General features: G+C 73.3%; 17 protein-coding genes. 3 read left to right on the forward strand and 14 right to left on the reverse strand.

Features of this window, described 5'->3' with window-relative positions:
* Positions 1-289: 289 nt before the first annotated feature.
* Positions 290-1,963, forward strand: a complete 1,674-nt coding sequence (locus J1792_RS05715; protein WP_086566203.1) for a protein kinase domain-containing protein — start codon at positions 290-292, stop codon at positions 1,961-1,963.
* Between the two features lie 140 nt (positions 1,964-2,103).
* On the opposite strand, the gene J1792_RS05720 is transcribed toward J1792_RS05715, so the two are convergent.
* The 9 genes from J1792_RS05720 to pdhA all read right to left on the reverse strand — a co-directional run bounded on the left by J1792_RS05720 (position 2,104) and on the right by pdhA (position 11,818).
* Positions 2,104-2,664: a bacterial proteasome activator family protein gene (locus J1792_RS05720; protein WP_086566202.1), complete on the reverse strand. Its 561-nt coding sequence runs from the start codon at positions 2,662-2,664 to the stop codon at positions 2,104-2,106.
* A 195-nt stretch (positions 2,665-2,859) separates the two neighbouring features.
* Positions 2,860-3,327, reverse strand: coding sequence for a hypothetical protein (locus J1792_RS05725; RefSeq protein ID WP_207246742.1), 468 nt, complete (start codon positions 3,325-3,327; stop codon positions 2,860-2,862).
* Positions 3,328-3,466: 139 nt separating this feature from the next.
* Positions 3,467-4,444 (reverse strand): NAD(P)H-quinone oxidoreductase, encoded by a 978-nt coding sequence (locus tag J1792_RS05730; RefSeq protein ID WP_086566200.1) that lies wholly within the window; start codon positions 4,442-4,444, stop codon positions 3,467-3,469.
* 46 nt (positions 4,445-4,490) lie between these two features.
* The gene (locus J1792_RS05735; protein ID WP_207246743.1) at positions 4,491-5,564 is read right to left on the reverse strand and encodes a potassium channel family protein; all 1,074 of its coding nucleotides are present in this window, start codon (positions 5,562-5,564) and stop codon (positions 4,491-4,493) included.
* A complete protein-coding gene (locus tag J1792_RS05740) occupies positions 5,561-6,802 on the reverse strand; it encodes a molybdopterin molybdotransferase MoeA (RefSeq protein ID WP_086566199.1) in 1,242 nt (413 codons plus the stop codon). Before J1792_RS05740 ends, J1792_RS05735 begins: the two co-directional genes overlap by 4 nt.
* 486 nt (positions 6,803-7,288) lie before the next feature.
* Positions 7,289-8,146, reverse strand: coding sequence for an NTP transferase domain-containing protein (locus J1792_RS05745; RefSeq protein ID WP_207246744.1), 858 nt, complete (start codon positions 8,144-8,146; stop codon positions 7,289-7,291).
* A 95-nt stretch (positions 8,147-8,241) separates the two neighbouring features.
* Positions 8,242-9,606 (reverse strand): dihydrolipoamide acetyltransferase family protein, encoded by a 1,365-nt coding sequence (locus tag J1792_RS05750; protein ID WP_086571228.1) that lies wholly within the window; start codon positions 9,604-9,606, stop codon positions 8,242-8,244.
* On the reverse strand, positions 9,606-10,652 hold the full coding sequence (locus J1792_RS05755) for an alpha-ketoacid dehydrogenase subunit beta (protein WP_086571230.1): 1,047 nt from the start codon (positions 10,650-10,652) through the stop codon (positions 9,606-9,608). The genes J1792_RS05750 and J1792_RS05755 overlap by 1 nt, the downstream gene beginning before the upstream one ends.
* Positions 10,649-11,818: a pyruvate dehydrogenase (acetyl-transferring) E1 component subunit alpha gene (gene pdhA / locus J1792_RS05760; RefSeq protein ID WP_207246745.1), complete on the reverse strand. Its 1,170-nt coding sequence runs from the start codon at positions 11,816-11,818 to the stop codon at positions 10,649-10,651. Before pdhA ends, J1792_RS05755 begins: the two co-directional genes overlap by 4 nt.
* Positions 11,819-11,988: 170 nt before the next feature.
* Between pdhA and J1792_RS05765 the strand changes: the two genes are divergently transcribed.
* The gene (locus J1792_RS05765) at positions 11,989-12,513 is read left to right on the forward strand and encodes an Lrp/AsnC family transcriptional regulator (protein ID WP_086570916.1); all 525 of its coding nucleotides are present in this window, start codon (positions 11,989-11,991) and stop codon (positions 12,511-12,513) included.
* Between the two features lie 14 nt (positions 12,514-12,527).
* Here the strand turns inward: J1792_RS05765 and J1792_RS05770 are convergent, their stop codons facing one another.
* A complete protein-coding gene (locus J1792_RS05770) occupies positions 12,528-13,121 on the reverse strand; it encodes a TetR/AcrR family transcriptional regulator (RefSeq protein WP_086570918.1) in 594 nt (197 codons plus the stop codon).
* Positions 13,122-13,123: 2 nt separating this feature from the next.
* Positions 13,124-14,647 carry a 3-hydroxyacyl-CoA dehydrogenase gene (locus J1792_RS05775; protein ID WP_207246746.1) on the reverse strand — a complete coding sequence of 508 codons (1,524 nt, stop codon included), beginning with the start codon at positions 14,645-14,647 and terminating at the stop codon, positions 13,124-13,126.
* A 155-nt stretch (positions 14,648-14,802) separates the two neighbouring features.
* Between J1792_RS05775 and paaN the strand changes: the two genes are divergently transcribed.
* Positions 14,803-16,503, forward strand: a complete 1,701-nt coding sequence (paaN, locus tag J1792_RS05780) for a phenylacetic acid degradation protein PaaN (protein WP_086570922.1) — start codon at positions 14,803-14,805, stop codon at positions 16,501-16,503.
* 5 nt (positions 16,504-16,508) lie between these two features.
* On the opposite strand, the gene J1792_RS05785 is transcribed toward paaN, so the two are convergent.
* Genes J1792_RS05785 through J1792_RS05795 form a run of 3 tightly spaced genes read right to left on the reverse strand, consistent with a single transcriptional unit; the run spans position 16,509 to position 19,205 of the window.
* The gene (locus tag J1792_RS05785) at positions 16,509-17,273 is read right to left on the reverse strand and encodes a TrmH family RNA methyltransferase (protein ID WP_086570924.1); all 765 of its coding nucleotides are present in this window, start codon (positions 17,271-17,273) and stop codon (positions 16,509-16,511) included.
* A 10-nt stretch (positions 17,274-17,283) separates the two neighbouring features.
* Positions 17,284-18,531, reverse strand: coding sequence for an HTTM domain-containing protein (locus J1792_RS05790; RefSeq protein ID WP_086570926.1), 1,248 nt, complete (start codon positions 18,529-18,531; stop codon positions 17,284-17,286).
* Positions 18,528-19,205: a DUF5819 family protein gene (locus J1792_RS05795; protein WP_086570928.1), complete on the reverse strand. Its 678-nt coding sequence runs from the start codon at positions 19,203-19,205 to the stop codon at positions 18,528-18,530. The genes J1792_RS05790 and J1792_RS05795 overlap by 4 nt, the downstream gene beginning before the upstream one ends.
* Between the last annotated feature and the right edge of the window lie 164 nt (positions 19,206-19,369).

Genomic DNA, 19,369 nt, shown 5'->3' on the forward strand with positions numbered 1-19,369 from the left:
AGCCTCCGGGGCATGCGCCGGTCCGGGATGGACCGGTTATCAAACCCGTACCGGTATGAGCAAGGCAAATCCCGTGACACCTTGTCGCGCATCCGGTCACGGAACGGGCACGCGGCTTGACGTGCCCGTGGCCTGGGGCAGACTTGGCCGGGATACGACGAAGATTCAACGAGGAACAGCTGGATCAGACCTTTGAACAGGCACTCAGAAGAGTCCGAAATGGCCTGTTCACTAGCCTGTTCGATGATCTGTTCGACGCGAGGCAGTGCGCCGAGGGGGAAGTAACACCATGAGCCAGGACGGCGCACAGGGCCGTTACGCGGGCCGGACGGTCGGCGGCGGCCGCTACCAGCTGCGCGATCTGCTCGGCGAGGGCGGCATGGCGTCCGTACACCTGGCCTACGACTCGGTCCTCGACCGCCAGGTCGCGATCAAGACGCTGCACACCGAGCTGGGCCGCGAGGCCTCCTTCCGCGAGCGCTTCCGCCGCGAGGCGCAGTCGGTGGCCAAGCTCACCCACACCAACATCGTCTCGGTGTTCGACACCGGCGAGGACGACCTCGACGGCTCGACCATGCCGTACATCGTCATGGAGTACGTCGAGGGCCAGCCGCTGCGCTCGGTGCTGGACGCGGACGTGGCGCAGTACGGCGCGATGCCCACCGAGAAGGCGCTCAAGATCACAGCCGATGTGCTGGCGGCGCTCGAGGTCAGCCACGAGATGGGCCTGGTCCACCGCGACATCAAGCCCGGCAACGTGATGATGACCAAGCGCAACGTGGTCAAGGTCATGGACTTCGGCATCGCCCGCGCCATGCAGTCGGGCGTCACCTCGATGACCCAGACCGGCATGGTCGTCGGCACCCCGCAGTACCTCTCGCCCGAGCAGGCGCTGGGGCGCGGCGTCGACGCCCGTTCCGACCTGTATTCGGTCGGCATCATGCTCTTCGAGCTGCTGACGGGCCGGCTGCCGTTCGACGCGGACTCCCCGCTGGCCATCGCCTACGCGCACGTCCAGGAGGAGCCGGTCGCGCCCTCCACGATCAACCGGTCGATCCCGCCGGCCGTGGACGCGCTGGTCCTGCGCGCGCTGAAGAAGAACCCGAACGAGCGCTTCCCCAGCGCCGAGGCGATGCGCGACGAGTGCGCCCGGGTGGCCGGCACGGCCATGTCCGCGCCCTCGCCGATCATCATCGCGGGCGGTCCGCCGGCCCGCAGCGGCGCCGGCGTCGGCTCGGCGGTCTTCCCGCCCGTGGACGGTCAGGCGGCCGCTCCCGGCCCGCACAGCGTCCAGACCCCGTACCAGCCCCAGACGGCCCCCCAGAGCCCGTACAGCGGCGGTTACGGCCCTTCCACGCCGCCTCCCGGCCCGCAGGGCTACCCGACCGTCACGCAGCCCTACCAGAGCGGCCCGAGCACCCCGCCGCCCTACGCCAACCCCTCGGCCTCCGGCCCCGGCGGTTCCGGCGGCAAGAGCAACAAGCCGGTCCTCATCGGCTCGGGCGTGGTGGCGGTGCTGGCCGTCATCGGCGTCATCGCGGCCATCGCGCTGAACCGCGGCGGCGGAACCGACGAGGCGAAGGACAGCCCGACCCCGTCGGCGTCCGCGGCCTCCCCGGGCGGCGGCGGAGGCGTCACCGGTGGCACCACCGGCGGCGGCACCCAGGCGAAGGTCAAGGAAGGCGACAAGTCCAAGACCATCGACTCCGAGCGGTGCACGAAGGCCTACGACAGCTACCGCGACAAGACGAAGAAGAGCGCGCCGGACTTCAAGTACATCTACATCGACTCGGTGAAGGAGTGCCTCGTCGCCGCCGGGTGGAAGTACCGGATCGACACGGTGGACGAGAACACCTGGGGCAAGGGCACCGTCATGACCCAGCTCCCGGACTCGAGCGACCCGTTCGACCCCAAGACCGGTCAGTTCGTGCTCACCGTGTCGTCGGGCCAGGCGCCCTCCTAGGGGGCTCCTTCCAGGGGGCTGTCGCCGGCCGGGAGCCGGCGCGACCTTACGGCGAAGGCCGGTCACCGGGTGCTCCCCGGTGACCGGCCTTCGGCGTGTCGCGGCGTATCCGTCGTATCCGTCGAGCGTGTCCGGCGTGCCTACAGGTACGGGCCCGAGCGGGCGCCGCCGTGCTGCAGGTCCTCGTGGTCGTCGTCGCCCGACATCCCGGGCGGCAGGGCCCGGCGCATCTGCTCCAACTGGGCCCGGGCGGCCATCTGCTGGGCGAAGAGCGCGGTCTGGATGCCGTGGAAGAGACCCTCGAGCCAGCCGACCAACTGGGCCTGCGCGATGCGCAGTTCCGCCTCGGTCGGAATCGTCTCGTCCGTGAAGGGCAGCGACAGGCGCTCCAGCTCCTCCACCAGCTCGGGAGCCAGTCCGTCCTCCAGCTCCTTGACGGAGCTGTGGTGGATCTCCTTGAGCCGGACGCGGCTCGCCTCGTCCAGAGGTGCCGCGCGCACCTCCTCCAGCAGCTGCTTGATCATGCTGCCGATGCGCATGACCTTGGCGGGCTGTTCCACCATCTCCGTCACCGGGACCTCGCGCGACTCGTCGTCGCCCTCCCCGCCGCCGGGGCTGGCGCTGCCGAGAGCCATGCCGTCCGGTCCCACGACCAGGACGTGCGGGCTCTCCTGCGACCGTTCATTCCTCGGCATATCCATGCCGCCATTCTCTCGCACAAGTGATTTCCCCCTGGTGATGCCCCCGTACACACCTGATCCAACGCAGGGGCGCACAGGGGCGCACAGATTTTCGGGCGCACGCCCGTACCGCCGCCCGCGCAACGGGCCTTCGCCGCTCCCGCGACGGCCTTGTCGGGGGCCTGTCCGGGGCCTGTACGGGCCCTGACCGGGGTTCTATCTGCGGCGCAGGCGCAGGGCGATGAAGCCCAGGCCAAGGCCCGTGAGGGCCATTCCGGTGCCCAGCGGCAGGACCCGCATCACCCGCTCCCGGTCGGCGCCGGAGGCTTCGTGCCGGGGTCGCTCGGGCGCGGCGCGCCGGGCCGGGGCGCGAGGCGGCGCCGGCTTCGGGACCGGCTCCTCGGCGGCCTTCCGGCCCTCGGCCTCCGCCGAGGTGGCCGGGGACGGTTCGGCGGCTCGGCCGGGGTGTCTGCGGCCGGCGCCCGCCGCCGTGCCGGCCAGGTCCCCGGCCCCGGGCGACGGCGGCGCGGACGGGAAGACGGTGGTCGACGTCGTGGAGGCGACGGGTATCGAGGGCGGCGGGGCCGATGGCTCGGGGTCGTCCGCCCGCGCGGCCTCCGGCGCTATCAGGGAGGCCGACACCGCCAGCCCGAAGAGGATCGCCGCCCTCGTTCCACCGCTCATGTCGCCGTCCTCCGTACGAGTCACCCCCCTACGGACACCCCCACCCTCACACGCGCGCCGCCGGGAGGCGCGCTGAGCGGCCGGTCGGGTGAACGCGGCCACGGACGGCCACCCTCCTCACGTCACGCCGTCACGCTCCTCACGTAGTGAGGAGCACCTTGCCGACGTGCGAGCTCTCCTCCAGCACCCGGTGGGCCGTCACGGCGTCCCGCAGCGGCAGCGTGCGGTCGACCACGGGCCGTACCCGCCCGCCGGCGATCAACGGCCAGACGTGCTCGCGCACGGCCGCCACGATGGCCGTCTTCTCCGCGAGCGGCCGCCCGCGCAGCGAGGTGCCGGCGACGGCCGCCCGCTTGGTGAGCAGCTTGCCCAGGTCCAGCTCGGCCTTGCGGCCGCCCTGGAGGCCGATGATGGCCAGCCTGCCGTTGACGGCGAGGGCGTCGATGTTCCGGTCGAGGTACTTCGCGCCGATGATGTCGAGGATGACGTCCGCGCCGACGCCGCCCGTCACCTTGTGCAGCTCTTCGACGAAGTCCTGGGTGCTGTAGTCGATGAGGATGTCGGCGCCCAGTTCGCGGCAGCGCTCGAGCTTGTCCTGGCCGCCGGCCGTGACCGCCACCCGGGCGCCGACCGCCTTCGCCAGCTGCACGGCCATCGTGCCGATGCCGCTGCCGCCGCCGTGCACCAGGAACGTCTCGCCGGGCCGCAGCCCGGCCACCATGAACACGTTCGACCAGACCGTGGCGGTCACTTCGGGCAGGGACGCCGCCGAGACGAGGTCCATGCCGGCCGGCACGGGCAGCAACTGCCCCGCCGGCACGCAGACCTTCTCGGCGTAGCCGCCGCCGGCCAGCAGCGCGCACACCTCGTCGCCGACGGTCCAGCCGCTCACGCCCGGCCCCACCGCCGAGATCCGGCCGGAGACCTCCAGCCCCGGGTAGGGGGAGGCGCCGGGCGGCGGGTCGTAGAAGCCCTGCCGCTGCACCACGTCGGCGCGGTTGACACCACTGGCCACGACGTCGACCAGCACTTCGCCCTCGCCGGGCACGGGGTCGGGGACCTCGGCCCACACCAGGGCCTCGGGTCCGCCGGGAACGGGAATGGTGATCGCATGCATGCCAGCGAAACTACTCCCGGTGCCGTCCTGATTCCCGTGGCGCGCGCTATGCGCCGGATCCGTCCGGGCACGCCCGGACGATCGTGATCAGACGGTCCGTCGCCTTGAGCGGGCTCGCCTCCGGGTCGTCGTACGCCAACAGCCGGTGGCCGCGGAGCACGGACACCACGAGGTCGTCGGTGTCCCGCACCCCGCGTCCCACCTCGGCCTTGACGACGGGCCGTTCGACGAGGTCGAGGCCGCTGCCCTTCTGGATCAGGTCCTCCATGACGGTGCCCGCGCTGGGGCTGAGCACGGACATACCCAGCAGCCTGCCCGCGGCGCTGGCGCTCGTGATGACCGCGTTCGCGCCCGACTGCCGCAGCAGCGGGGCGTTCTCCTCCTCCCGCACCGCCGCCACGATCTTCGCGGCGCGGTTGAGCTGCCGGGCGGTGAGCGTGACGAGCACGGCCGTGTCGTCGCGCTGGGTGGCGACGATGATCTGACGGGCCTTCTGGACCTCGGCGCGCAGCAGCACGTCGCTGCGGGTGGCGTCCCCGATGACGCCCGCGTAGCCGTGGGCGGTGGCCGACTCGACGACCTTGGGGTTGGGGTCGACCACGACGATCCGCTCCTTCTCCCGGGGGGAGGCGGAGGGACCGCAGATGGTCTGCACGGCGGAGCGCCCCTTGGTGCCGAAGCCGACGACGACGGTGTGATCGCGCAAGGCGGACCTCCAGCGGGTCAGACGCCATTGCTCGCGGGTGCGCTCGGTGAGGACCTCGAGGGTGGTGCCGACCAGGATGATCAGGAACAGGACACGCAGGGGCGTCACCAGCAGCACGTTGCTCAGCCGGGCGCTGTCGCTGTACGGGACGATGTCGCCGTATCCGGTGGTGGACAGGGTGACGGTGGAGTAGTAGACGGCGTCGAGGAAGTCCACGCTCCCGTCCGCGTTGTCGTGGTAGCCGGCGCGGTCGGAGTAGACGATGAAGATCGTGGCGACCATGACCAGCAACGCCATGAGCAGACGCCGGCCGACCTGCCGTATCGGCGCCACGCCGTAGCGCGGCAGCAGGACGCGGAAGTCGGTGTCGTGGTGGGCCTCGCGGGCGGCGGCGTCCTGGCGCGGGAGGATCACGGGGCGCCGCCCCCGGCGGCCTCGTGCCACTCGTCGTGCCGCTCGGCGTACCACTCGGCGTGCCGGGCGAAGGTCAGCAGGAGGGCCTCGCCGCCCCGGACCGTGCCGCCCGGCGGGATGACGGCCAGCGCGTCGGCCGCGGCCAGGCCGCGCAGCATGGCGGGCCCGTGGAAGCTCAGCGGGCGGGCCGTGCCGTCGCCGCGGCGGACGACGGGGACGAGGCGGGTGTCGGTGGGGTGACCGGCCACGGGCTCGGTGAGCCGGGCCGCCACCGGCCGCGCGGACGGCCGGCCGGCGAGCGCCCGCAGCAGGGGCTCGGCGAGCGTCAGCAGGCCGGCGACGGCGGCGAGCGGGTTGCCGGGCAGGCCCACCAGGTGGCGGCCGGACGCGAGGCGGGCGAGCAGCATCGGGTGACCCGGCCGCACCGCCACTCCGTCCACCAGCAGCTCCGCGCCCAGCCGGCGCAGCGTGGGGTGCACATGGTCGACGGGGCCTGCGGCGGTGCCGCCGGTGGTCAGGACGACGTCGGCGTCGGACGCCTCCAGGGCGGCGCGCAGCGCCGTCTCGTCGTCGCCGAGGCAGCGGGTCTGGGCCACTTCGGCCCCCAGGGCGCGCAGCCACGGGGCGAGCATCGGCCCGAGGGCGTCGCGGATCAGGCCGTCGTGCGGCAGCCCCTCGCGCAGCAGCTCGTCGCCGAGCACGAGCACCTCCACGCGGGGCCGGGGGACGACGCGCAGCTGGTCGTAGCCCGCGGCGGCCGCCAGGCCGACCACGGCGGGGGTGACGAGCGTGCCGGCGGGCAGCAGCACGTCGCCCGCCTGGCACTCCTGGCCCTTGGGCCGGATGTCCTGGCCCTGCGTCAGGTGCCGGCTCGCGTAGAGCTCCTCGTCCATGCGTACGGTGCCGTGCTCGCTGCGCAGGACGGCGGTGGCACCGGGCGGCACGCGCGCGCCCGTGGCGATGGGGACGGCCTCGCCGTCGGCCAGCGGGCCGGCGTCGCCGTGGCCGGCGAGCACGCCGCCGCCGTCCTTGGGCAGCCGCCACGGCCCGGGCCCCGCGACGGCCCAGCCGTCCATGGCGGAGGTGTCGAACGACGGCAGGTCGGTGAGCGCGGTCAGCCGTGCGGCGAGCAGGTGCCCGAGGGCGTCGCCGAGGGGCCGTACCGTCGGCTCGAGCGGCCGGGCCGCCCGGGAGGCCGCGGCGCGGGCGGCGGCCCAGGAGAGGTGTGTCTCTGCCATGGCGTGAGGGGCGTCCAGGAGGTGGGCCGGGCTGTCGGGGGCGGGGCCGGCCGGGTCGCCCCGAGGGGCGAGGGGCCGGCGGGGCTCCCGGCCCGGGGGACGGCGGGGCGGAGGCGGTGCCTTCCCGCGACCGCATCGTGTCGTAGAACCGGACCCCGGCGAAGGGCACGTCGAGCTCGTCGTCGGCGGCGCGGGCGGTCGTTCCGGCCGGTGTGCTGTCGGTCGTGCCGGTGGTCGTGGGGGTGGTCATGCCGGTGGTCGTGCGGGGTGTCCTTCCGGCGGGCGTTCCGGCCGGCCTGCCAGGAGGCGGCGACGTGGCCTCGTCGGCGAACGGGTCTTCGACGAAGTCGAAGAAGAAGCGGCCGCCGCCCGGGTGCGCCGAGCCGGCGCGCGGCCCCGGGCCGGGGGCCGCGCGGCGCTCGTCGGCGAGCAGGGACAGCGCCTCGTCGGTGGCCCGGTCGAGCCCCGAGTCGCCCTCCAGGTCCCTCATGACGAGCCGTCCGGCGTCCCCGGCCCCTCGGCCGCCCGGGCCTCCTCGGCCCACCGCGCCGCCAGCGCCTCGGCCTCGCGGATCGCCGTCGCCACCGCCTCCGGTCCGCCGCCGCGCAGGGCGGCGACGTAGCCGACGAGGAAAGTCGTCAGGGGCGCCGCGGGCCGCGCCACACCGTGCGCGGCGTCGCGCGCGAGATCGAGGAGACCGGTCTTGTCGACGTCGAGATCGATGCCCAGCTCGGTCTTGACCGCGGAGATCCATTCATCCAGCACGCTCCTATCGTCCCTGATGCGCCCACGGGCGGTGCTGATGTCCTCCCAGGTGTCGCAGTCGAAGGAGGCGGTGGGGTGGTGGACCCGGGCGAGCGAGAGGTCGGCGGTGACCAGCCGCAGCGGCAGCCCGGCGAGCGTGCCGTGCTCGGCCGCGAGCAGGGCGAGCTCGCGGCGCAGCGACTCCGTGCGGTAGGCGGCCACCAGCGGCTGCTCCCGGCCGCCGGGGTCGGTGAGTACCGCGCCGTCGCCGTCCAGCGCCTCGAGCAGCGCCCGTACGGCGGCCGGGGTCAGGAACGGCAGGTCCGCCGAGAGGACGAGCACCCGCTCGGCCGCGACCCGGCGCAGCCCGGCGTCCAGCCCGGCCAGGGGGCCGCCGCCCGGGAGCTCCTCGCGGGCCCAGGTCACCGGCCGGGCCGTGGCACGCCGCGGTCCGACCACCACCGTGCGCCCGGCGTCGTCGCAGGCGCCCAGGACCCGGTCCAGGAGCGTCCGGCCCCCGACCCGCAGCCCGGGCTTGTCCGCCCCGCCCAGCCGCCGTGCGGCGCCTCCGGCGAGCACTACCGCGTCGTAAACCGTCATCCGTCGAGTATGGCCAGGCCTACGGGCACGGTGGACGGCGACGGGCCCCCTGCTCGGACGGCCCGCAGCAGACCGCCCGCGTCAGACGGACATCGTCAGACGGACCGCAGCAGCACCGCCGGCTGCTCCACGCAGTCGGCCACGTACCGCAGGAACCCTCCCGCCGTTCCGCCGTCGCACACCCGGTGGTCGAAGGTGAACGACAGCTGGACCACCTGCCGTATCGCCAACTCCCCGTCGTGCACCCATGGCTTGGGGGCTATCCGGCCGACGCCGAGCATGGCCGCTTCCGGGTGGTTGATGATGGGCGTGGAGCCGTCGACGCCGAACACCCCGTAGTTGTTCAGGGTGAACGTGCCGCCGGTCAGCTCGGCCGGGCTGAGCTTGCCCGCCCGCGCGGCCTCGGTGAGCCGGGCCATCTCGACCGACAGCTCGACGGCGTTGCGCGCGTGGGCGTCCCGGACGACCGGCACGACCAGGCCCCGGTCGGTCTGCGCCGCGAACCCCAGGTGGACGTCGGGCAGCCGGACGATCTCCTGGGCGTCGACGTCGACGGTCGCGTTGAGCTCGGGGTACTTCGCGAGAGCCGCCGTGCAGATCCGCGCCAGAAGGGCCAGCAGGGACACCTTGGCCCCTCCGGAGGCGTTCATCGCATGGCGGGCCGCCATCAGCTCCGTGGCGTCCGCGTCCACCCAGCACGTCGCGTCGGGGATCTCCCGGCGGCTGCGGCTCAGCTTCTCCGCGGCGACGCCGCGCGCTCCGCGCAGCGGCACGCGCAGCCCGTCGGCCGTCCGGCGGCCCGCCGCGACGCGGCGGCCGGAACGGGCCGCCGGGCGGCCCGCGTGGCCGGCCTGCGTCTCGCGCGACGCCGGGGCGGCGGGCACCGTCTGTGCCGCTCGCGCCGCCTGGTCGACGTCGGCGCGCAGTATCAGCCCGTCCGGGCCGGTGCCGCGCACCTGGGCGAGGTCGACGCCGCGTTCGCGGGCGAGGCGCCGTACGAGCGGGGAGATGACCGCGACGGCCGTGGGCGCGGGGTCCGGCTCGACCGGGCGCGCGCCGTCCTGGCCCGTCGGCCGGACCCGGCGGCGACGCGCCGCGGGGGCCTGCGTGCCGTAGCCGACCAGCACATTGCCCGAGCCCTCGTCCTGGCCGCCGTCGCCGTCCCGGGCGGCGGCCGCGGCGGCCGTGTCCCCGGCGGGTGGCCGGGGCGACGGCTCGCCCACCGCGACCGTCAGCAGCGGTGCTCCGACGGGCAGTTCCGTCCCCTCGTCGCCGAAGCGGGCGGTGACCACTCCCCCGTAGGGGCAGGGGACCTCCACCATCGCCTTCGCCGTCTCGACCTCGACCACGGGCTGGTCGACGGCGACGACGTCACCGACGTTCACCAGCCAGCGGACGACCTGTGCCTCCGTGAGTCCTTCACCCAGGTCGGGCAGCGTGAACTCGCGCACCACGGCCATCAGCGCGCACCACTCTCATATTCGTCGACGGTCCATTCCGATTCCCACTGCAGGCGCGCCACCGCGTCCAGCACCCTGTCGACGCCGGGGAGATGGTGCTTCTCCAGCATGGGCGGCGGATACGGGATGTCCAGCCCCGCGACGCGCAGCACCGGCGCCTCCAGGTGGTGGAAGCAGCGTTCGGTGATGCGGGCCGCGATCTCGCCGCCCGGGCCGGCGAAGCCGGGCGACTCGTGGACGACCACGGCCCGGCCGGTGCGGCGTACGGAGGCGCAGACGGTCTCCTCGTCGAAGGGCACCAGCGACCTGAGGTCGACGACCTCCAGGTCCCAGCCCTCGGCGGTAGCCGCCTGGGCGGCCTCCATGCAGACCGGCACCGACGGCCCGTAGGTGATGAGCGTCGCGGAGGTGCCCGGCCGGCGGACGACCGCGCGGCCGATGCCGGGGACCGGCTCGGGGCGGTCGGGGTCCCAGTCGGCCTTGGACCAGTAGAGCCGCTTGGGCTCCAGGAAGATCACCGGGTCGTCCGAGGCGATCGCGGCGCGCAGCAGGCCGTAGGCGTCGGCGACGGTCGCCGGAGCCACCACGTGGAGGCCGGGCGTGGCCATGTAGTAGGCCTCGGAGGAGTCGCTGTGGTGCTCGACGCCGCCGATGCCGCCGCCGTAGGGGACGCGGACGGTGATCGGCATGGGCAGGGCGCCACGCGTGCGGTTGCGCATGCGGGAGACGTGGCTGACGAGCTGCTCGAGCGCGGGATAGGCGAAGGCGTCGAACTGCATCTCCACGACGGGCCGCAGCCCGTACATGGCCATGCCGACCGCCGTGCCGAGGATGCCGGCCTCGGCCAGCGGGGTGTCCGTGCAGCGCTCCTCGCCGAACTCCTTGGCGAGCCCGTCGGTGACCCGGAAGACGCCGCCCAGGGTGCCGACGTCCTCGCCGAGGACGTGGACGGCCGGGTCGTCGGCCATGGCGTCGCGCAGGGCGCGGCCGAGGGCCTGCGCCATGGTGGCGGGCTTGCGGCCGGCGTCGACGGGCGCGGTGGTCATCGCTGCCTTCCTTCCTGGGGGCCGCCGCCGTGGGCGTCCGGGAACTCCCCCGCCGCGTTCAGCTCGGCTCGCAATTGTGCTTGCTGCTCGCGCAGTTGGGCAGTCTGCTCGGCGTAAACATGTGCGAACAATTCCATCGGGTCGAGCACGGGATCCTGGTGCATCCGCTCGCGCAGATCGGCGGCCATGCGCTCGGCCGCGTCCCGTTCGGCCTGCACGACACTGTCGTCGAGCAGAGAGCGACGGGTCATCTCGCGCTCCATCAGCGCGATGGGGTCGTGCGCGCGCCAGGCCTCGACCTCGGCGTCGCTGCGGTAGCGGGTGGCGTCGTCGGCGTTGGTGTGCGCGTCGACGCGGTAGGTGACGGCCTCGACCAGCGTGGGGCCCCCGCCGGCGCGGGCTCGCCGCACGGCCTCGGAGAGGACCTCGTGGACGGCGGGGGCGTCGTTGCCGTCGACCAGCCGGCCGGGCATGCCGTAGCCGACCGCCTTGTGGGCGAGCGACGGCGCGGCGGTCTGCTTGGCGAGCGGCACGGAGATGGCGAAGCCGTTGTTCTGCACGAGGAAGACGACCGGGGCCCGCCAGACGGCGGCGAAATTGAGCGCCTCGTGGAAGTCGCCCTCGCTCGTGCCCCCGTCGCCCACCATGGCCAGCGCCACGACGTCGTCACCCTTGAGCCGCGCGGCGTGCGCGAGGCCGACCGCGTGGGGAAGCTGGGTGGCCAGCGGGGTGCACAGCGGGGCGATGCGGTGTTCGTGCGGGTCGTAGCCGGTATGCCAGTCGCCGCGCAGCAGCGTCAGGGCCTCGACGGGGTCCAGGCCCCGCGCCACGGCGGCCAGCGTGTCGCGATAGCTGGGGAAGAGCCAGTCGCGCTCCTCCAGGGCCAGGGCGGCGGCGACCTCGCAGGCCTCCTGGCCGGTGGAGGACGGATAGACGGCCAGCCTGCCCTGCCGGGTCAGGGCGGTGGCCTGGGTGTTGTAGCGCCTGCCGCGCACGAGGTGGCCGTACAGCCGCTTCAGCAGCTCCGGGTCCAGCCTGTCGGCGGCCTCGGTGCCCAGCAGACGGTAGGGCTCCGCGTCGGGCAACAGCGGCGCGGGGTCGGTACGGGGTTGCCAGGCCGGGGGCGGGGTGGGCCGGTACGAGCCGGGCTGCTCCAGAACCGTCATGGCGAGCACCTCCTCTTGGGACGAGCTTGACCGGAAAGCGACGTGCGCTCTCCCTACCGATTGTTCGGTTGACGGCACTTTTTGGCTACAGGCGGCCCAAGCCTGTGGACAAACGGTTCTCCACAGCCTGAGATATGGGCAGGGCGTCCATGAAGGGGAGGCATGGCGGTATGCCGGACGAACAGATGGCCACTTCGGGCGGCAGGCAGGCCGCCCGTCCGCTCGACGACATCGACCGCTCGATTCTGCGCATGCTCCAGAGCAACGGCCGGGCCTCGATACGGTCCGTGGCCGAGCGTGTACACGTCTCGCGGGCGAACGCCTACGCGCGGATCAACCGGCTCATCGACGACGGGGTCATCCGGGGCTTCGGCGCCCGCATCGACCAGGAGCGGGCCGGTCACGGCGCGTCGGCGTACATCACCATGAAGATCGTCCAGAACTCCTGGCGGACGGTCCGCGAACAGCTCAGAGAGCTGCCGGGGGTCGCGCACATCGCCCTGGTCAGCGGCGATTTCGACGTTCTTCTGCTGGTGCACACCAAGGACAACCGCGCTCTGCGCGAGCTGGTCCTGACCCGCATCCAGGCCATCGAGGACGTGTTGAGCACCCGGACGTTACTGGTCTTCGAGGAGACGGACCTGAAGGAGGACCGGCACTCCGGCCAGGACCGCCCCCTCGAGGAGGGCCGCTAGCGGTACGTGCGCCGCTAGCGGTACGTGCGCAGGCCGGCGAAGGCCGTGCGGACGACGGCGTCGGCGACCTCTTCGCTGGTGGCCGCACCACCGCGCTCCGGGCGGTACCACTCCACGACGGAATTGATCATTCCGAAGAGCAGCCTGGTCGCCAGCCGGACGTCCACGTCCTCGCGCAGGTCGCCGTCCGCGGCGGCCTCCTTCAGGAGCTCGGCGACCTGATGGTCGAACTCGCGGCGGCGCTCCATCGCCCAGCGCTCGGTGCCCGTGTTGCCCCGCACCCGCAGCAGCAGCGTCACGTACGGCAGCTCGGCCATGAGCACCTCCACCGTGCGCCGGGTGACGTACTCCAGCCGGTCGATCGCCGGCCCGCCGGTGGCCCCCGGCTCGTCCAGGACGGCGAAGAGCTCGTCGAGCGCGCGGCTTATCGCCAGCCGCAGGAGCTCCTCCTTGCCCTTGACGTGGTGGTAGATGGAGGACTTGGAGATCCCGGCCGCCTTGGAGAGGTGCTCCATGGACGTGCCGTCGTAGCCCCGCTCGTTGAACACCGTGACGGCGACCGCGAGCAGCGATTCGGGCGTGTAGGTGTCGCGCTTGGCCATGGTCATGATTACAGCAGGCTCTCTTCGACGGCCGCACGGCGGCGCAGGGGCTGGCAGGCGGCGTAGCGGCCGCCGGGGTATTCGTCGTCCAGGTTCCGCAGCACGCGGCGGACCCAGTCGTAGCCGATCGACCGGCCCCACTCCAGGGGGCCCATCGGGTAGTTCACGCCCAGTCGCATGGCGGTGTCGGTGTCCTCGCGGCTCGCGACGCCACGGCCCGCGGCGTCCTCGGCGAAGTCGACGAGCATCGCGACCGTCCGGGCGACGATCATCCCGGGGACGTCTCCGATGACGCTGACCTTCTTGCCCAGGGCCTGGAACAGGCCGGTCGCCGCCGTCAGGTCCGCTGCGGGCACGTTCTCGGAGGCCGCGAGCGCCACGCGGGGGCAGTCGCGGTAGTCGAGGGCCAGGTCGAAGGTGATGCGCGGGCCCCGGTGCGCCCTGTCCGTGGCGCCCGAGCCGTCGGCGAGGGTGAGCTCCGTGCCGCCGGGCAGTGCGATGAACCCGTCCTGACCTGCGACTGCACGGTCGTGGACGACCTTGATGCCCGCCTCTTCGATCATCGAGCGCAGGACGTCGGCGTTGGCGGGCAGCCGGCCGTGCAGGCCGACCGTGTCGGGGGCAGCGCACGGCTCGGCGGTGTGCGGACGAGGCTGCGCCGCGCCCTCGGCGTGGTCGAACCAGCCCTGGCCCGACTTCCGGCCCAGCAGGCCGGCCTCGACCAGGCGCTGCTGGGAGAGCGCGGGCCTGAATTTCGGGTCATGGAAGAAGGCTTCGTAGACCGAACGGGTGACGGCGTTGTTCACATCCTGGCCGATGAGGTCGGTCAGTTCGAAGGGCCCCATGGCGAAGCCGCCGCTCTCGCGCAGCACCGCGTCGATGGTGGCGGGGTCCGCCGCGCCCTCCTCATGGACGCGGAAGGCCTCGGCGTAGAAGGGCCGCGCGACGCGGTTGACGATGAAGCCGGGGGTGTCGGCGCAGCTCACCGGCGCCTTGCCCCACGCGGCCACGGTGGCCCGGGCGCGGTCGGCGGCCGCCCGGTCCGTGGCGTGGCCGCGGACGACCTCCACCAGCGGCAGCAGCGGTGCGGGGTTGAAGAAGTGCAGGCCGACGAGGCGTCCGGGCAGGCGCAGCGCGCCGCCGACGGCGGTGACGGAGAGGGAGGAGGTGTTGGTGGCGAGCAGGCAGTCGTCGCGGACGACCGATTCCAGGCGGACGAACAGCTTCTGTTTGGCGTCGAGTTGCTCGAGAATCGCCTCGATGACGAGCGCCGAGTCGGCGAGTTCGGCCGGGTCCTCGGCGGGGCGCAGGCCCTCGAGGGCCGCATCCCGGCGGGCCGCGTCGAGCCTGCCCTTGTCCACGAGGCGGTCGAGGCGGGCGGCGATGGCGCGTCCGGCCTCCGCCGCGCGGCCCGGTGCGGCGTCGTACAGCCGCACGGGGTGCCCGGCGAGCAGGGCGACCTGGGCGATGCCCTGGCCCATGGTCCCGGTACCGACGACCGAGACGGTGCGGGCCGGGTCGATTGCGGTCATGGCAGTGATCCTCCCCGATGAGTTGTCCACAGGTTCGCCGGGCCCTCTTGTCCCGACCGATCGTTCGGTTACTGTATCCACCGGGGGTGCTGCCGGTCCCCCGTATCTGTCGGTCCCCCGTATCGGAGCCCCGCTCGACGAGGAGTTGGTCAGACGTGACCGCCGCACTCACCACCGCCCAGTTGACCGAGAAGCACCTCCCGACCCTCGACCAGGCGCTGGACGTCATCCGCACGCGCGCGTACTGGTCCCCGTATCCCGAGCACCCCAAGGCCTACGGCCCTGAGGGCATCGCCGGGAGCCTGGACGCCGCCGCGGGCCAGGCCGCCTTCGACGCCCTGCGCGGCAAGCGCTTCGAGCTGGACCAGCCGGGCACGGACGGCTGGACGGCCACCGAGGTCTCGCCCTTCGGCCTGGAGCTGGGCGTGGAGTATCCGCACGCCGACATCGATGTCCTGCTGCCGGCCCTGCGCGCGGCCATGCCCGCCTGGCGGGACGCCGGGCCGCAGGCCCGGGCGGCGGTCTGCCTGGAGATCCTCGCCCGCATCAACGCCCGCACCCACGAGTTCGCGCACGCGGTCATGCACACCAGCGGCCAGGCGTTCATGATGGCCTTCCAGGCCGGCGGCCCGCACGCCCAGGACCGCGCCCTGGAGGCCGTCGCCTACGCCTACGAGGCCCAGACCGCCGCTCCCGCGTCCGCCCAGTGGGTCAAGCCACAGGGCAAGCGTGATCCCCTGGAGATGAACAAGCAGTTCACGGCCGTGCCGCGGGGCATCGCGCTGCTCATCGGCTGCAACACCTTCCCCACGTGGAACGGCTTCCCCGGGCTGTTCGCCTCCCTGGCCACCGGCAACGCCGTGCTGGTCAAGCCGCACCCGCGCGCGGTGCTGCCGCTCGCGCTGACCGTGCGCATCGCCCGCGAGGTACTGCGGGAGGCCGGCTTCTCCCCCGACCTGGTGGCGCTGGCCGCCGAGCGGGACGGCGAGGGCATCGCCAAGTCCCTGGCCCTGCGCCCGGAGATCCGCATCATCGACTACACCGGCTCCACCGCCTTCGGCGACTGGCTGGAGGAGAACGCCCGCCAGGCCCAGGTCTTCACGGAGAAGGCCGGGGTCAACACCGTGGTCATCCACTCCACGGACGACTACAAGGGCATGCTCTCCAACCTGGCCTTCTCCCTGTCGCTCTACAGCGGCCAGATGTGCACCACCCCGCAGAACCTCCTCATCCCGCGCGAGGGCATCGCCACCGACGCCGGCCACAAGACCTACGACGAGGTCGTGGCCGACCTGGCGACCGCCGTGGACAAGCTGCTGGGCGACGACGCCCGGGCCAACGCCCTGCTGGGCGCCATCGTCAACGACGGGGTGAAGTCGCGCCTCGAGGCGGCCGCGCAGCTCGGCGAGGTGGCGCTGGCCTCCCGGTCCGTGGCCAACCCCGACTTCCCCGGCGCCACGGTCCGTACCCCCGTGATCGTCAAGCTGGACGGGGCGAAGCCGGACAGCGAGGCGGTCTACCGCTCGGAGTGCTTCGGCCCGGTCTCGTTCGCGGTCGCCGTCGACTCGGCGGCGGACGCCGTGGAGCTGCTGCGCGGCACGGTGCATGACAAGGGCGCGATGACGGTCGGCGCGTACACCACGGCGGCGGACGTCGAGCGGCTGGTGGAGGAGGCCTGTCTGGAGGAGTGCGCCCAGCTCTCCCTGAACCTCACCGGCGGCGTGTACCTCAATCAGACGGCCGCCTTCTCCGACTTCCACGGCTCCGGCGGCAACCCGGCGGCCAACGCCGCGCTGTGCGACAGCGCGTTCGTGGCGACGCGCTTCCGGACGGTGGAGGTGCGCCGGCCGGCCTGATCCGGTCAGAGCGGCGCCGGGCCGCCCCAGTGGAAGAGCGCCATGGCGACGCTGGTGGCGAGGTTGTAGCTGGAGACCTGGGGCCGCATGGGCAGGGCGACCAGCCGGGTCGCCCTCTCCCGCAGGTCCGGCGAGATGCCGTGCCGCTCGGAGCCGAAGGCGATCAGAGCGTCGTCGGGGAGGGGGACGGACCGGATGTCGTCGCCCTCCGGGTCCAGGACGTACAGCGGCCCGGGCGGCAGTTCCTCCAGGGGCAGCCGCTCGACGGCCGTGGCGTAGTGCAGGCCGGCGCCCGAGCGCACGGCGTTGGGGTGCCAGGGGTCGAGGTCGCCGGTGGTGACCACGCCCGCGGCCCCGAACCCGGCGGCCAGGCGCACGACCGCGCCGACGTTGCCGAGGTTGCGGGGGTTGTCCAGGACGACGACGGGCGACCGCCGGGGCAGCCGCGACATGGCGTCGAGGTTGGCCGTGCGGTTCCGGCGATCGGCCAGGGCGGCCACGCCCGTCGGGTGGACCCTGGGCACGAGCTCGCGCAGCGTCCCCGCGGGCACCTCCACCAGGAGCCGGTCGAGGGTGTCCGTCAGGTCGTCGGCGAGATCGGCCGCGAGCGCGAGTGCGGCCGCCTTGTCGCTGGTGACGGCCGCCCGTACGGGGGCTTCGAAGCGCAGGGCGTGCTTGAGCGCGTGGAAGCCGTCGAGCAGTACGGCGTCGGGGGCGGTGGCCTCCCAGAGCCGCAGCGCGGCGGCGGCCCTGGCGTCGTCCTCGGTCATGCGCCTCAGCCTACGGGGCGGATTTCTCCGTCTCCGGCGGCGCCTCCCGGCGGATGCCGGGAACGACCGCCCCGGGTCCGGCGGGGAGCTCCGGCCGCGCCGCGGGACGGGCGCCGAGCACCAGCGTCCGTACGGCCGCCCCCACCCGCCGCAGGAAGGACGTGGGCAGGAAGACGGCGTCCGCCACGATCATCGCCAGGGAGAAGAACGGCAGCCCGAGCAGCACGGCGATCCCCACGTGCTCGGCCATCATCAGCGCCAGCAGGACGTTCTTGACCCGCCGGTTCAGCAGCGTGAAGGGGAACGCCACCTGCACGGCCACCGTGCCGTAGCTCAGCAGCAGCACGACGACCCCGCTGCCCGCGAGCAGGTGGGAGAGCCCCGGCCAGGGCGAGAAGTAGTCGAGGTGCATCGGGTAGTACAGCGCGGTGCCGTCCTGCCAGCGCGAGCCTTGCACCTTGTACCAGCCGGCCGTGGCGTAGATCAGGCAGACCTCGGCCATGATCACCAACAGCGCGGCGTTGTGCGCCAGATGGGCCAGCGTGTCGAGCACGGCCCGGGGCTCGCCGGGGGCGTGCCGCCGGGCGAGCCACCACAGGCCGTGCACCAGCCACAGGCCCCACAGGGCGGTCGCCCAGCCGATCCCCGGCAGCGGGCCGCGCGCGGTCCACGACAGCCCGGTCCCGCCCAGGGCCTGCGCGGCGACGAGCGCGAGACCGCACGCCGCCCACAGCACGATGCCGGGCACGTCCCGGTCCGCACCGCGCTCCGCGGCGTCGCGTCCGGCGCGGCGCGCGGCGCGCCGGGCGTCGAGCGACCAGACCTGGCCGCAGCGGGTGAACACCGTGTACAGCGCCATCAGATGGATGACGTTGTCGCCGCCGTCGCCGATGAAAACGCTGCGGTTCTGCAGTGCCAGCACACCGAGCATGTACAGCACCGACATGGTGCGCGTGCGCCACCCGAGCAGCAGCAGCGCGCTGGAGACGATCGCCAGCGCGTAGACCGTCTCGAACCACAGGCTTCCCCGGGACCACATCAGCGGGGTGAAGGCGTGGTTGTCGGCGATCAGCTGCCGGGCCAGGTCCCAGCTCCAGGGTGAGTCGGGCCCGTAGAGCTCATGGCGGTTGGGCCACTCGCGCAGCAGGTAGCACAGCCAGGTGAAGGACAGCCCGATACGGACGACGGCCGTCTGGTACGGGCCCAGGGAGGAACCGGTGACGCGGGCGAGCCCGCGCTGGAGGGCGGAGGCGTTCATCGGTTCTTCGCCTCCGGGAGGTCGGCGGTGGCGACCGGCCACCAGGGCAGCACCCGGTGGACCGGCCTGGTGTCGGCCTTCTCCTCGCTCCACGGCGGCGGTGCGACGGGCACGGTCACGGACCGCACCTGCACACGGTCGACCGGCCGGCCGTCCCGCTCGGCGCCCAGCCGGGCGACGACGAGGCGGCGGATGTACTGCTCGGAGAGGCGGCCGCGCAGGCCGCTCGGCTGCTCGCGGGCGTCATGGGTGCCGGAGTAGAAGTCCCAGGCGCGGCGGAGCTCGTTCTGCCGGGTGTGGCTGGGCAGGGGGTGGTGAAGGATGGCCGCGCCGTCCTGGGCGGACAGGTCGGTCCAGGGGGTGACGACCGGGCGGCCGCCGGGTCCGCGCAGCTCGGCGCGGGCCTGGACGGCGATGTTCTGCTGCAGCGGGTTGGGGGCGAAGAACTTCCAGTTCTGTTCGAACTCCGGGAGGACGTAGTCGTCGATCTCCGCCGCGTGCTGCTTGCTGACAGTGTTCGCGGGCGCCACGTGCAGGAACACCATCGTCAGATGCACGGCCGCGGCCACCGCCACCACCGCGGCCCCGGCCGCGACGACGACGCGTGAGAGCAGGGACAGCCCCTCCAGTCCGGCGTCGCCGCCGGGCCGCTCGTGTCCGTCGTCCGTTTCCATACCCGCCCCGTTCCGCTGTGCCGCGCCTGGTGCCGCGCCCTGCTGCCATGTGCACGCCGTCTCGGCGCGCACCCGAACCGTACCGACGACGCCCCACGAGGCACAGCGCCCACGGGTTATCCACAGGGTTGACACGGTCCTGGGCTCCCCTCACCATTGAACCG

This window comes from Streptomyces triculaminicus, assembly GCF_017349075.1.
Taxonomy (GTDB): Bacteria; Actinomycetota; Actinomycetes; order Streptomycetales; family Streptomycetaceae; genus Streptomyces; species Streptomyces triculaminicus.